General features: G+C 72.5%; 7 protein-coding genes. 5 read left to right on the forward strand and 2 right to left on the reverse strand.

Going from position 1 to position 14330, the window contains the following annotated elements; genetic code table 11:
• Nucleotides 1–87: 87 nt before the first annotated feature.
• Nucleotides 88–2550 (reverse strand): penicillin acylase family protein, encoded by a 2463-nt coding sequence (locus tag ACZ7IF_RS26410; protein WP_470975920.1) that lies wholly within the window; start codon nt 2548–2550, stop codon nt 88–90.
• Between the two features lie 231 nt (nt 2551–2781).
• On the opposite strand from ACZ7IF_RS26410, the gene ACZ7IF_RS26415 reads away from it, so the two are divergent.
• The 5 genes from ACZ7IF_RS26415 (at nt 2782) to ACZ7IF_RS26435 (ending at nt 10170) form a co-directional block, all read left to right on the forward strand.
• Entirely contained in the window at nt 2782–3768 is a 987-nt protein-coding gene (locus tag ACZ7IF_RS26415) for an alpha/beta hydrolase-fold protein (protein WP_362066656.1), read from the forward strand.
• 50 nt (nt 3769–3818) lie between these two features.
• Nucleotides 3819–5273, forward strand: a complete 1455-nt coding sequence (locus ACZ7IF_RS26420; protein WP_470975970.1) for a DUF8189 domain-containing protein — start codon at nt 3819–3821, stop codon at nt 5271–5273.
• Nucleotides 5274–5362: 89 nt separating this feature from the next.
• Entirely contained in the window at nt 5363–7423 is a 2061-nt protein-coding gene (locus tag ACZ7IF_RS26425) for a DUF8189 domain-containing protein (protein WP_470975923.1), read from the forward strand.
• 489 nt (nt 7424–7912) lie between these two features.
• Complete coding sequence (locus tag ACZ7IF_RS26430; protein WP_470975926.1) at nt 7913–8722, forward strand: serine/threonine protein kinase; 810 nt, start codon at nt 7913–7915, stop codon at nt 8720–8722.
• Nucleotides 8719–10170, forward strand: a complete 1452-nt coding sequence (locus ACZ7IF_RS26435; RefSeq protein ID WP_470975929.1) for a serine/threonine-protein kinase — start codon at nt 8719–8721, stop codon at nt 10168–10170. Before ACZ7IF_RS26430 ends, ACZ7IF_RS26435 begins: the two co-directional genes overlap by 4 nt.
• 66 nt (nt 10171–10236) lie before the next feature.
• Here ACZ7IF_RS26435 and ACZ7IF_RS26440 read toward each other — a convergent pair whose 3' ends face one another.
• Entirely contained in the window at nt 10237–13971 is a 3735-nt protein-coding gene (locus ACZ7IF_RS26440) for a DEAD/DEAH box helicase (RefSeq protein WP_470975932.1), read from the reverse strand.
• Between the last annotated feature and the right edge of the window lie 359 nt (nt 13972–14330).

Genomic DNA, 14330 nt, shown 5'->3' on the forward strand with positions numbered 1-14330 from the left:
TCGCCACCGACTCGATGTCCTCGTCACAGCGTGCTCCCTCGTGAGTTCTGTCGTCGTGCGGGTGCGAGACCGATCGGGAGACCGGTCTCAGTTCAGGACCTCGACCTCCAAGGCCGGCGAGGCCGCGATCTGCTCCTCGGTGAACCGCTCGGTCACCCACTGGCCGGCCGAGAACAACTTGGTCTGGTCGGCGTAGTGCGGTGAATTCGGGTTGGCCGACTGGGAGTAGGCCAGTACGGAGGAGGCCTGCGGCGGCCCGTCGGCGGTGAAGCGCACCTGCTGGACGAAGCTGGAGCCGAAGGTGATGTCCATCTTGCCGTCGACCGAGCCGGGGGTGACCACGTTCAGCACGCCCAGCTCGTGGATCGCCCCGTGGATCGGGATCTGCTCGCCGTTGCGCGTGATCTTCTGTACGTCCGACAACGCCGCGTTCAGCGGAATCCCCGCATTGCGGAAGGCGATGACCGTCCGGCCGAACGCGTCGCGGACGGCGGAGCTTCCGGAGTCAAGCGAGTTGGGGGTGTGCACCGGGTCGTTGGGGTCGAAGGGGATCCGCCACGGCAGCTTCTCCACCGACTGGCCGCCGAGCAGGGCGTACCAGTAGTTCTCGAACAGCCAGGACCCCCGGCTGTCCGCCGTGAAGTCGTGGCTCTTCCATCCGGCCAGGATCGGGCAGGCCTCGCTCACGTTGACCAGCTGGCCGTCCACCAGGATGAGCCCGAAGGGCTGGGCCCGGCACATCGTCACCGTGGCGTCGAGGGCCAGATCGGCGGCCCGGCTGTTGTCGGCAAACAGCAGCTGCCGCATGTTCTCCGGCGTGAACCCCCGGCCGGGCAGGCCGTCGGTGCCGTTGATCCGCTTCTGCGCGGTCAGGATCAACTCCTGGGTGCGCAGCGACCGGGGCGCCGTCGTGTCGCCCATCACCCGGGGGAAGGAAAGCGGTTGCTCGGGATTGGCCAGCCAGGCGCTGTCATTGGCGTTGCCGACGAAGTCCTTGCGGATCAGCCGCGGCTGCCTGTGCGGGTCCAGCAGCCCCGGTGCGACCGCGTTCGGATCGGTGGGCCAGTCGCACGCGCTGCGTTTGCCGTCGAAGATGGAGACCGGCGGCACGTTCGGCAGCCGCAGCACCTGGTTGAACAGCGCCTGGCCGGTCAGGGTCAGGCACGACTGGGCGTGCTCGTCCGTGATGTTCGGGGTGGCCTGGATGTCCGCGTACAGGGCATTGCCCTTGCGGTCGGAGGCGACGGTGTTGAAGAAGGGGACGCCCTGCGTGGTCTCCAGGGTGTTCACCACCTCGTCGACGTCCTTGGCCTGGTCGAGGCGGAACCAGGTGTTCAGCGCCCGCAAGTTGTCCATGTTCGCGTCGCGCACCGCGTGCGCGCTGACCACCCAGGGCAGCGGGACGGTCAGTACCTGATTGGTGATCGGGCCGTAACGCGTCGCCCACAAGGTCCTGTTGACCCTGCCGATGGAACCGTCCGCGTTCAGCACGTCGACGCCGACCTGCTGCGAGGTCATCGCCTCCCAGGCGCCGTCGACCAGGTAGTTGGTCGGGTGCAGTGCATCGACCTGTACGTCGAAGAGCCCGAAGGGGGCCACCGTGGCGACGGTGTGGCTCCAGGCGACGTCATCGTTGTGCCCGATGTTCACCGCGGGGAAGCCGAGCAGGCTGGCCCCGGAGACGTTGATCCTGCCCGGGATCGTCAGCTGGCTCTGCCACATCCGGTTCTTGCCCTGCCAGGGGAAGTGCGGGTTCGCGAGCAGCATGCTCGTGCCCCCGGACACGCCCTGCGAGCCGATCGCCAGCGCGTTGCTGCCCATGCTCTGCTGCCGGCTGACCGCCATCGCGTCACGGATCTTCGACGCCGTCTCCGCGGCCGAGGAGGGCGGCGGTGCGGCGGCCGGGGCGGCGGCCGAAGCGCCCGGGGGAGCCGCGTTCACCAGGCCGTCGAGCAGCACGTCGGCGGTGCCCATGATGATCTCGGCGTGCGCGTGCCGGTAGACGTCCAGCTCCGTGATCGGCCGCACCCACGCCTTGCCGCGGCAGGCCGGGTCGGTGATGTGGTCCACGCCCGTCTCGGCCAGGTACCGGTTGTACCCCTGGACGTAGCCGCGAATGGCCTCCTTGACCTCCGGCTCCGGCCCGTTGGGCGCGGGCAGGTCGATCAGCCGCTCCACCACCCGGTTGTCGTTCATCCGTTGGAAGTAGATGTCGCTGTTGAGATTGGTGGTGGTGTTCTGGTGCTCGCCGGGGCTCGCCTTGCCGTCCGGCCCCAGATAGCGGGACCGCTGGGCGTTGACCATCAGATAGGTGTCGGCCAAGGTGCAGATGTTGTCCTTCGCCGCGGCGTATCCGTAGCCCGTGCCCAGTCCCGCCCAGTCGGAAGCGATGATGTGCGGGATTCCGTACTCGGTGTAACGGATGGTCGGCTTGTCGGGCGCCTGTCCCGGAGCCGGCGCCCCGGTGGCCGCCATCGTGCTCACCATCACCGCCGCCACCGAGGCCGTGGCCACCATCGGCAGCCTCGCTCTGAATCTCCTCAGCGCCATCGAGCCGTCCTTCCCCTGTGGTCCGGGCCTTCGTCTGACCGCGGCCACGCTAGGGAGGAGCGATGAAATCCCGATGACGCCGACGCCGGCTCCGGCAGTTCCCCGAGCCCCCGCCACAGCCCTTAGCCGACGCGCCCGCCCCTGTCAGTCCGGAATCTTCCGGGGTCTCCCGGCCCCGGCACCGTTGCTACCTTCCGGACGCACCGTCAGGCTCCCGACCAGGAGGACACAGTGAGCGCGCAGCACCCCAGCCGCAGGAACATCCTGAAGACCGCCGGTGGCCTCACGGCCGCGATGGCCATGGGCGGCGCGGGAGTCCTCGCCGCCGCGTCGACCGCTTCCGCCGTCGGTGACATTCCCGGCCTGCACATCACGGAACGCGGCGAGCAGGATCCCCGGATGTGGTACTACCGGTTCCAGACTTCCGCCATCGGCGGCTGGACCCCGGCCGTCAACGTGCTGCTCCCCGACGGCTACCACACCAGCGGGCGCCGCTACCCCGTCCTCTACCTGCTCCACGGTGGCCTGGAGGACTTCATCACCTTCGACCGGTTCCACGACATCCGGGGTCTGACCGCCTGGAAGGACCTCATCGTCGTGATGCCCGACGGCGGGCGCGCCGGCTGGTACTCCAACCCGGTGAGCTCCAACATCGGTGCCCGGAACTGGGAGTACTTCCACATCGGTCAGCTGATCCCGTGGATCGACGCGAACTTCCGCACCTACGCCGAATACGACGGCCGCGCCGTCTCCGGGTTCTCCATGGGCGGCTTCGGCGCCCTGAAGTACGCGGCCAAGTACTACGGCCACTTCGCCTCGGTCAGCGCCCACTCCGGCCCGGCCAACCTGCGCGGTGGCAACGGTGACCTGGTGACCCACTGGGCCAACGCCTCCTCCGCCGCGGTGGAACTGAACGGCGGCAGCATCTATGGCGTGCCCTTCTGGGACCAGGCCCGGGTCAGCGCGGACAACCCGTGCGAGCGCATCGAGAGCTACCGCAACAAGCGGGTCTTCCTGGTCGCCGGCACCAGCCCCGAGGACATCCAGGGATACGCCAACGAGACCCTGGTGCTGGCCACCCAGCGGGAGTTCAAGTGGAACCTCGACCGCGCGGGCATCCCCTACGAGCAGCACGAGGTGGGCGGCGGCCACTATGTCCGCCGGGAACTGCTGGAGGCCGACATCAATGGCATCATCGACCGGCTGCGCAAGGCGTGAACGGCCCCCTGAGCCGCGTCCTCGCGGCGACTGCCGTACTCCTTGCGGCGCTGTCGGCGCTGGCCGCCACGGGTTCGGCCGAGGCACGGACCGCCGAGCTCACCGCGGCCTGCCCGACCACCGGGCCCGTGACCCAGCACTTCCACAGTGGACACAACGGCGTCGACATCGGGGCCGACGTCGGGACGCCGATCTACGCGGTGGGCGACGGCGAGGTGACCATCTCCGGATACGTCGGCGACTACGGCCAGTGGATCCGGATCCTGCACCCCGACGGGCGGATCTCGGAGTACGGGCACATGTCCAGGCGGGACGTCTTCGAGGGCGACCACGTCGTGGCCGGCCAGCAGATCGCCCTGGTCGGCGCGGAGGGCACCAACGTCGACGGCCCCCACCTCCACCTCCGGATCTGGGGTGATCAGTCCGCCTCCTACGGCATCGACCCCGAGGTCTACCTGGCGGAGCGGGGCGTCGTCCTGCCCTGCACCCCGGGCAGCGGGCCGCGGCCCAAGCCGCTGGTGTATCCCGCGGAGTCGGGCCGCGTGGTGTCGGCGCGGTCGGTGGACGGACGGCTGGAGGTGTTCGCCGCCGGCGCCGACGGGGTTCACCACGCCTGGCAGCAGGAGGTGAACGGCAACTGGTCGGCCTGGGAACCGCTCGGCGGGCCGGGCAACGCCGAGCTGGCGATCGCACCAAGTGCCGACGGCCGTCTGGAGATGTTCGCCCTGTCGGGCAGCACCTTCCAGCACCGCTGGCAGCTCTCTCCCTCCGGTGGCTGGTCGAACTGGGAGACCTTCGGCGGTGGCGGCCGCGACACCGCGGCCGGTGTCAACGCCGACGGCCGCATCGAGGTCTACGCCTCCGGACCCGTCGGCCTCTTCCACCGGTACCAACTCGCCCCCAACGGCGGGTGGTCGGAGTGGGAGGCCACCGGTGGCGGCCCCGCCGACAGCCGGGTGGAGATGGAGAAGTCGCCCGACGGCCGCCTGGAGGTGTTCGCCCTGGGCGCCGACTCCTTCCAGCACGCCTACCAGACGGCCCCGAACGGCGGCTGGTCAACGTGGGAGGCCTTCGGAGGCGGCGGCCACGACCTCACCGTCGACCACAATGCCGACGGCCGCCTGGAGGTGTTCGCCTCCGGCCCGAACGGGGTGTTCCACAAGTACCAGACCAGCGCGGCCAGTTGGTCGGGCTGGGAGGGGACCGGCGGTCCCGCCGACGCGCAACTCAGCAGCGAACGCACACCGGACGGCCGGGTCGAGGTCTTCGCCATGAACGGCAGTACGGCCATGCACACCTGGCAGCGCGCCGTCAACGGGGCGTACGGCGACTGGAACGCCTTCGGCGGCGGCGGCACCGAGGTCACGGCGGTCACCAACGCCGACGGCCGGATGGAAGTCTTCGGCACCAACCGCACCGGCACCTTCCACAAATGGCAGACCGGCTTCTCCACCTGGTCCGAATGGACCTGGCTCAACACCACCGCCGGCCCCACCCAGGGCTGACCGGTCTCCGACCGCCCCACACGCGCCCCGTGGCCGGCCGTGCCCCCCGTTCGGGCACGGCCGACCACGCGGCCTCCTTGGAGAGACCCATGCCCGCGATCAGCAGACGCACCCTCCTGCGGGGCGCCGCCGGGGCAAGCGCGCTCCCGTTCCTGGACACCGGCCGGACCGCGGCCGCGGCCCCGGCCGGCGCCTACCGCGCCGCCGATGCCGTGCCGCCCGCCCGGTGGGTAGGCGCTGGCCCCTTCGCGTACGTCTACGACCCGTCCACCCCCGCGGGCCCGCGCTACCTCAACGACCACACCCTGATCAAGGCCCAGGGCCGCTGGCACCTGTTCAGCATCGTCGGGGACAGCGCTCCGCGCGGCGAATCCCCGGACAGCACGGGAGAGACCTCCTTCGTCCACGCCTCCGCGCCGAGCCCGAACGGTCCGTGGACCACGCACGCCGACGCGCTCACCGTCGACCCCTCCTACTTCGGCGAGGAACACCTGTGGGCGCCCCACGTCGTCGCCGCGGGCGGCAGGTTCTGGATGTTCTACGCCGCGGGCGGAGCGGGCGGCACGGGCGGCGCCGCGATCAACCTCGCGACCTCGCCCGACCTGTTCACCTGGACGCGCGAGCCGTCCGGCCCGCTCTTCCGCGGACTCGCGGCGCGCGACCCCATGGTGCTGCGGGTCGGCGACGAATGGGTCATGTACTACACGGAGCTCTCCGGCGCGGGCGGTCACCACGTCGTGGCCTTCCGGCGGTCCGCCGATCTGCTGCACTGGAGCGAGCCGGGCGTCGCGTTCACCGACGCGACCACGGACGCGACCGTCTCGGTCACCGAGTCGCCGTACCTGGTCGAACGGGACGGCTGGTACTACCTGTTCACGGGACCGAGGGGCGGCTACGAGGGCACGGACGTGCTGGCGTCCCGGGACCCGTACCGCTTCGGCCTCGACGGCTACGCGGGCCATGTGTCCGGCCACGCCGTCGAGGTCTTCGCGGACGGGGACACCTGGTACGCCAGCGCCGCGGGCTGGTTCCGTTACGGGCTGCACGTGGCGCCCCTGGAGTGGCGGGACACCCCGCCGCCGTGGCAGAGCGCGGACAATCCGGTGGCCGGCCTGGACGTCGGCGGCCGCCTCACGGTGTTCGCGCTCGACGCCTCCGACCGCTCGATGCTGCGGCGCGTCCAGCTCGCCCCGGACACCGACGCCTGGTCGGAGTGGGAGCCCTTCGGAGGTCCGACCGGGGCCGTTCCCACCCTCGGCCAGGGCGCCGGCGGCAGGCTCGAGGTGTTCTCGCTCGCCCCGGGCGGAGCCAACCTGCACCACCGGGTGCAGCGGCCGGACGGAGGCTGGTACGACTGGGAGGAGTTCGGAGGCCCGGCCGGCGCCGCCCCTGCCGTCGCCCGTAACGCCGACGGCAGGCTGGAGGTCTTCGCTCTGAGCCCCGGCGGCGCCTCCGTCGCCCGGCGACGCCAGCGGTCACCCGGTTCCCCGGCCTGGGACCCGTGGGAGCCCGGCTTCGGCGGGGCCGCGGGCGCGCCCCCGGTGGTCGCGGCGAACGCGGACGGCCGCCTGGAGGTGTTCGCCCTCTCGCCCGGCGGCTCCGGGATCTTCCACCGGTGGCAGGAGACCCCGGGCGGTGCCTGGACCGCCGCATGGCACCGCTTCGGCACCGCGGCGGGCGCCGCACCGCGGGTGGCCCGGGACGGGAGCGGCCGGCTCACGGTCGCCGCGATCGGACCGTCGGGCGTGGGAACCTTCGGCCGACGGCAGTCCGCGGCGAACGGCGGCTGGGACGACTGGCTGCCCCTGTTCGGCTGGAGCGCCGCCGCCCCGGCGTTCGCCGTCAACGCCGACGGCCGCCTGGAGGCCTTCTCCCTGACGCCTGGTGGCGCCCGGCTCGGCCACCGCTGGCAGACCACCCCGGGTGGAAGCTGGGATTCCGGCGGGGAGTTCGGCGAGCCCGGCATCAGGCTCGCCGCCACCCCGGCCACCGCGCTCGATTCCACCGGGCGCACGCACGTCTTCGCCGTCACCGCCGAGGGCCGGATCCGCACCCGCGTCCAGGACCGGCCGAGCGGCGGATGGCGGCCGTGGACGGCCTTCGGCGACCGAGCGGCCGCCCCCGTCGTATCGGGCAGTCCCGCTCTCTGAGCGCGGAGGGCGGTGCGCGGAGGGCGGATCGTGGAGTGTGGATTTCGCCAAGTGAAAGGGGAAAACGGGCGGGCAGGCGGCGCCGTGACCCCCCGGGCACGGTGACCTTCCCCACCCTGCCGGGGCCGGGGCAGGCCATCGGCGGCCACGGCCGGAGGGACGGATACCACTCCGATGCCCCTGTGCCGCCCGCACTGTCTGCTGCTCCGATCCGCTCGGCAGAGAGTCGAAAAGAGCCCCAAAGCGCCACTGTTGACACGGAGTCGACGTGACCCGGCACACAACGGGCGGCCCTTGCGGGAGGGTGGGTGAGCCGGATGCGAAGGGAGACCCGGGAGGCTTCCACGGCCGCCAGGGTAGGCGTCCCGCCCCGGCGGAAGCCGAGCCGGCGCCGCCCTGCCGAAGTGGCCGAAGTACGCCGATGAACTCCCTTGAGAGATGAGTATTGTTCCACTCGTCCGAGCAGCGACGCGTGGAACAGGGGGAACCGTGAGCGGTGTAGTCGTCCATCTGCCGCAGGGGTGCAGTGGCGCCGACGGCGGCGAACCGTACGGTGACCCCGTGACGCTGCGGCTCGGACCGGGCGAGGCCGCCTGCTTCGGACGGGGCTCCGCGACGGTCCCCGTCGAACTGCGCCTCGCCGACCCGGCGATCTCCCGGCTCGCCGGGGAGATCCGCGTCGCCGACGACCACTGGCAGCTGACCAACCACAGCGCCACCCACAGCTACCTGGTGGAGAATCCGGAAGGTGCGGGGGAGTACCTGAGGGTCCCGCCGCGCCGGGTCGGTGCGCCCGTCCCGTTCGAGTTCTCACGCGTGGTGCTGCCCACCCGCAGCGACGTCACCGTGTCCTTCCAGGTGTTCGCGCCCGACCACGTCTATCTGGACCCGGACGCCATGGGCGCCCCCTGGGGCCGCCTCACGGTCACGGCGTACTCCCTGGACGAGACGGCCGCCTACTTCCTCGTACTCGTCGCGCTCTGCGAACCTCGCCTGCGCGACCAGTCCCGCGTGGCGGTCCCCACGACTCCCCAGATCGTCGAGCGGCTCAGGGGACACCCCGCCTGCGGCACGCTGACCGCGCGTGCGATCAGCTCGCACATCGACTACCTCGCCGAGGAGAAGCTGCGCATCGGCGCCCCGGACCTGCGCGAACCCGGCAGGAGCGAGCGCCGCAACGGCAAGCGGGAGGAGATCGTCGGGCTCGCGCTGCGGTTCGGGCTCGTACGGGAGGAGCACCTCACGCTGCTGCCGCCCCTGACGGGGGCCGGCGGGCGGGAGCGGCAGAGCGCGCGATGACGCCGCCGAACGGCCTGCGCGACACCACGGAGTGCGAGCGCAGGGACCTCCTGCCGCCCGGCTACCGGGTGCGGGACTGGACGGTCACCGACTTGATCGGGTCCGGGGGCTGGTCCACGGTCTACGCGGCACGGCCGGCCGACGGGTACCCCGGGCGGACCCGGCGGACCGGCGGGGTGGCCCCTGCGGGCGGGCCGGCGGGACCAGCCGATGTCGCGCTGAAAATCATGCTGACCGCCGGGTACGCCCCGCGCCAGACGCGCAGGATCGTGGAATCCGCGCGCCGCGAGGTCGAACTCGGGCGCAGGGCGAGCCACCCCCGGCTGATCGGTCTCCTGGACTCCTTCGTCCTCGCCGCACCCGACCGCCCCACGCTGGACGGCGCGATCGTGCTGGTCATGGAGCGGGCCGCGGGCAGCCTGCGCGAACTCCTCGACGTGGGGGCGGCCGAGGCCGACCGCCCCCGGCTGATCGCGGGGATCTGCGAGGGACTGGCCCACCTCCACCGCTCGGGCTGGGTCCACGCCGACCTCAAGCCGGAGAACGTCCTGCTGGGCACCGACCGTTCCGTGAAGCTCTCGGACTTCGGCCTCGCCACCGAGATGACGGGCACGCACGGGTACGCGCCGCCCATAGGCACCCTGGACTACCTCCCGCCCGAGCGCTGGCGGGCGCCGCTCGGGGAACTCGGCGTACAGGTCCGGCCGAGCGCCGACATCTGGGCCCTGGGCATCATCATCCACGAGGTGTTCGCGTCCGGCGCCTCCCCGTTCTCCGGCGCCACACCCATGGCCCGGGGCGCCGCCGTGCAGGGGTACGGCGAAGGGCGGGTGCCGCTGCGCATGGACCCCGCGGTGCCGCCGTTCTGGCGGGCGCTGGCCGCCGACTGCCTCGCCCCCACCCACGCGGCGCGCGCCCCGCACACCGCCGAGAGCCTGCTCGCCCGTATCGCCGCCGAACAGGGAACCCGCGGGACGGGGGCGGGCCGGCTTCGGGGCCGGGCACGCGCCGCCGTCCTGGCCACCGCGCTGTGCGGGATCGCGGGCGCGACCCTGTGGTCGGACACGGTGCGGGCGAACCCGTCCGCACCGCCCGGCGGCGCGGAGGCGAAGGCCGGCGCGATCCGGGTGTTCAACGCCGAGAAGGGGTGTCGGGAGCGGGCCGACCGGGACCGGCAGTGCAGTCTGGGCCTGGCGATCGACCCCCGGCGGCCGTACGCCGCGGACAACGTCGTGGCGACCCGGGTGTGGCACGGCGACGTCCTCGCCGCCGACTGCCAGGTCTCCGACGGGCAGCCCATCATCAACGAGGAGGACCAGCAGTCCACCCGCTGGTTCCGCGTCCGCCTCCCTCCCGGCTCCACACCCCCCACGGCCTGGCTCCCCGCCGTACGCACGAAGGACCGGCCGGCCCTGCCGGGGTGCCCGGCCCCCACGACCGCGCGCTGATCCGCGGCTCGCGGCCTTGCGTCGTGACGGGTATGTAGCCTCCGCCCCGCAGCACAGCGTTGGCGGTCACTCCATGTCCGGCGGCCAAGTGGTTCGGTCGCTGAGATGGTGGAACTCCGTCAGTTCGGAGGCGAGGACGTCGAAGTGGGGGAGCGGGGCCCACAGGCCGCGCTCGCCGATGACGTAGAGGCGGCGTTTGGCGCGGCTCGCGGCGACGTTGAGCAGGTGCGGGGTGCGGGCGGCCCAGTCGCGGGCGCCGGGCCGGCCGCCGCCGAGCACCAGGATGACGACATCGGCTTCCTTGCCCTGGGCTCGGTGGACCGTGGCGCACCGCTCCTCGATCAGTTGCGACGTCCAGCCTTCGCGACCGCGGCAGATCTTCTGGCATTCGGCCACGAGGGCCCGGAAAGGGGCGATGATGCGAAGGCGGTCGATGCCAACGCCCTGCCGGTGCAAGTGATCGAGGACGAACTCGAAGGCCCGGCGGTCGCGTTCGCCCCACGGGGCATCGGGCGGGCGGGTGGGGTCGTCGGTGTTGAGCCAGCGGCTGGGGAGGAGGCCGTCCCGTTCTGCGTCGGGGAACGCCTTGGTTCCGGTGCCGTACACCATGAGGCCGCCGTAGGCGATCTCGTTGCTGACCGTGAACATGGGGTTCTCGCAGCGGCGGTGGACGCGCAGGGGTGATCCGACCCAGACGTGCTCGTCGTCTCCGTCGGGTGCCGGGAGGTAGGTGCCGTAGCGGTTGGTGCGGTCGGCCACGGCCTGGGCCGAGGTGGTCGAGGGCAGCCACTGCTCGCCGACGCCGTACGCGCGCAGCAGTCGGAGCTGCAGTGCTGTGGGCATGGTGACGACGGGTTCGAGCTGGAGCGGATCGCCGACCAGAACGGCACGGCGGGCGCGCCACAGCGCGCCGACGGCGGCCTGTGGGGTGGCCTGCCCGGCTTCGTCGACGAGGAGCCAGCCGATCGACTCCCGGCCGAGGCGGGCGAACATGCTACCCACGGAGGAGAACGTGGTGGAGACGACGGGCACCAGGAGGAAAAGGGTCTGCCAGGCGTGCGCGACCTCCTCGTCGGGGATCGGCCCGTTGGTGCCGGCCATCAGTTCCATGAGGACCTGGAGATTGCCCCGTACCTTCTTCGCCGCCCCGGCGGCGAAGGCGCGGTGCAGGTCCAGGGCGCGAAGGAACAGGTCGCTGCGGGCGGTGGACCAGGCCTCGTCGGACCAGGGGGAGCCGAGCTCCTGGTCGGCTTCGTCGAGGTGTGCCCAGCCCAGGGGGAGGGAGGGCAGCGTCCGGGCCGCTTCCCGGAGTCCGCGGTGGTAGCCGTCGAGTTCGGCCACGGCACTGCGCAGATCGCGGCGGGACGCGTCGGCGAGGTGCCGGGCGTGGCGGAGGGCGGCGGCCGCCGCGGTTTCGCGCGCGCTCGCGGCCCGTTCGTGGTCGAGCGCGGCGGTGAGGCCGGCGGCGGCCTGGTCGACGACGGTGCCGGAGCGGGCGTGCCGGCCGGCGGCGAGGGATTCGGCGCGCACGGCGGCGGCGACCCGCTCCAGGGAGTCCTCGAGCGCGGCGCGCTGCTGGACGAGCAGGTGCGCGATCTCGGCCTGGGTGTACTCCTGCTGCCGCTCGACGGCCTCCCGGTCCGCGGCGCTCTGCAGCAGGCGGCGTAGCCCACCGCGCAGGCCCCGCTCGACGGGCGCCGGAGCGTCGTGACGGGCGGTGAGCGCGGTGACGTACTCCCGGTGGTGCGCGGCCAGTTCACGGGCGGCCGACAGGTCGGCGCGGGCGTCGGCCAGCTCCTGGCGGGCCCGCGGGACGTGCGCGGAGGCCGTATGGTGTCCGGCCTCGGCCGCCGCGGTGGCCGACCGGGCGGCGGCCGTACCGGTGGCGGCGCGTTCCAGAGCCACCGTGGCGGCGGCCACCTGCTGGTCGGCCCGGGACACGGCCGCCTCCAGGCCGGCGATCCGGTGCCCGGCCGACGGGGACTCCACCGCCGCAAGGGCACCGGCCAGACGGGCGCGCTCGGATCGCAGACGGTCGACCTCGGCCTGGGCGGTGCGGAAGGCGGCCACGGCGCCCGTCCACGACGGCACGGCCTGGACCGGCTCGCCCACCGGGGGCTGCTGCGTCGGGGTGACGGGACTCCGGCCGCCGGACGGGGGCCTCGGCGGGGTCCATTCGCGCAGGATGGTCTCCATGCCGCGCAGCTTCGGCAGTCCCGCGGTGGAGCGGGCTTTGGCCTCCTTCTCGGGCAATTGGCCCCACCAGAACCGGTTTCCGAACTCCTTGCGGTTGGACTTGTTGCCGAGCACCGCCGCGATCAGACCCCAGGCCGGTGCCCCGAGGAGGGCGGAGGCGAGGTCGGAGAAGTGGTCGGGGCCGTCGTGCCAGTGCTCGCCGAGCGCGCCCGTGCCGGGCAGTTCGGCGGTGATGTTCTCCACGGCGCCGTTGTTGGAGGAGGCGACCACGATCTCGAACCCGGTGAGCCGCGGGTCGAGCCGCGAAACGAAGCGGGGTCGCTTGCCCTGGCGGTCCTTGCCCCGCCACACCGTACCGGTGAAGGCCTTCTCGGGCCGGTCGAAGGCGGCGAGCATCGCCGCTCGCTCGACGACCAGTGCGGCGACCAGGTCGCGCAGCATCGTGGTCTTGCCCGTGCCGGGCGGGCCGTTCACGGAGAACATTCCGCCCTCGGTTCCCACCCGGTCGGCGAGCAGACGGTCCACCGCGAACTGCTGGCTCAGCGCGAGCGGGAAACGCGCCGGCGCGGGCCAGCGCCCGCCGGGGACCAGGTCCGGGGCCACCCCGGCCAGTACGGCGCCGCGCTCCTGGCGCACATCGGTCCGAGCTCCTACAACGCCGCCATCAAGCTCGCTCAGGTACGCCTCCAGCGCGGGACCGATCCCCTCGCCGACGGCAGCGGATACGCGAGCCAGGTCGGGCGGGAGCAGACTGTTCAGGAACGGCGCAGCGGCGGCGACCTTCGTCTGAGGGTCCTTCGGACGGGTGACCAGCCTGCTGCGCACTCGGATCACCCGCGGCCGCAGGTGATCCCGTACCCCGCACAGGTCGGCGATCTGCGCGGTCAGGGCGACGAGATCGGCGAACCCGAGGGGGCGGGACCCAGCGCTGGACCCGTACTCCGCATCCGCAGACGTGTCCGTACCGTCGACAGGCGTGCCCTCGGGCACACCCGATGCGCCGTCCGTCTGCCCGGACGCCGCTCGTTCCTCAGCGGGCCGCCGCGCTGCGGCCCAGTCTGCGGCTCGGCGGACCAGAGGTTCCGCCGCGCCCTGCAGGGCGGCGCCGGCGACCTCGCCGAAGAGAGCACCGACGGCCCCGACAGCAGCGCCGCCCAGGATCTCGGCGAGCAGCCGCTGCCAGCTCCTGGCCCCGGCCGCGCCCGGCGTTGCCGCTCCTTCGCCGACGTCAGACCACTGCTCGTACGGCGTGGCTGCGGTCGTCACGGTGGGGCCGTAGGAGATCACCGTGGCCGTGAGTTCGTCGATCGCGGTGCCGAAGGCGTCGTCGAGCTCCTCGAAGCCGTCCAGCCAGCCCGAAACGGACGGCCCAGGATCGAAGAGGCGGCCGGTCGCCCAAGCGCACGCGGAGATGACGGACGTGTCCTCGATGGGCCGGCCTTCGTCGTCCAGGACCAGTGCGAGCATCGCGCTCTGGCCCGACAGCACCAGCTCGGACTGTGGCACACCGGGATCGGGATTGGTTCCCGCCGGCAGGACCGAGATCATCGCCTGGCGGAGCAACTCGAGATCGAAGAGCCCGCAGTAGACCTCGTGCCGCCACATCCGGCCGTACGGTGCCCGCCGTGGCCCGGTATCCGGATGATCAGGCGCCCACGGCATGCGCGGCGATGCCTGCCCCGGCTCCGGCGTGAGGTCGAGAACGTACTCGTCCCTCGGCCCCGAGCGTGCAGCCAGGCGTCGGCGAGGCAGGGCCGGGATGGCCGGCGGGCTGAACAACTCGATCGCACGCCAGCACTCCAGCAAGGCCTTCCGCCGACGGTCCAGCGCCTGTCCGCTCCCCACCCACTGCCCCCGTGTCGCACGCGCGGCACACGGCCGCTCCCCTGAAGATCAGCTGCACCGTCGAATCTACCGGACCGTCAGCAGGCGCGACCCCGGTCAGTGGTGCTTCCTGCGACGGA

Source organism: Streptomyces sp. NPDC037421 (assembly GCF_055602105.1).

What these genes read in the sequence shown, in the direction of transcription:
- ACZ7IF_RS26425 (WP_470975923.1), top strand. Translation starts at nt 5,363, where the DNA reads ATGCCCGCGATCAGCAGACGCACCCTCCTGCGGGGCGCCGCCGGGGCA.
- ACZ7IF_RS26410 (WP_470975920.1), bottom strand. Translation starts at nt 2,550, where the DNA reads ATGGCGCTGAGGAGATTCAGAGCGAGGCTGCCGATGGTGGCCACGGCC.
- ACZ7IF_RS26435 (WP_470975929.1), top strand. Translation starts at nt 8,719, where the DNA reads ATGACGCCGCCGAACGGCCTGCGCGACACCACGGAGTGCGAGCGCAGG.
- ACZ7IF_RS26440 (WP_470975932.1), bottom strand. Translation starts at nt 13,971, where the DNA reads ATGTGGCGGCACGAGGTCTACTGCGGGCTCTTCGATCTCGAGTTGCTC.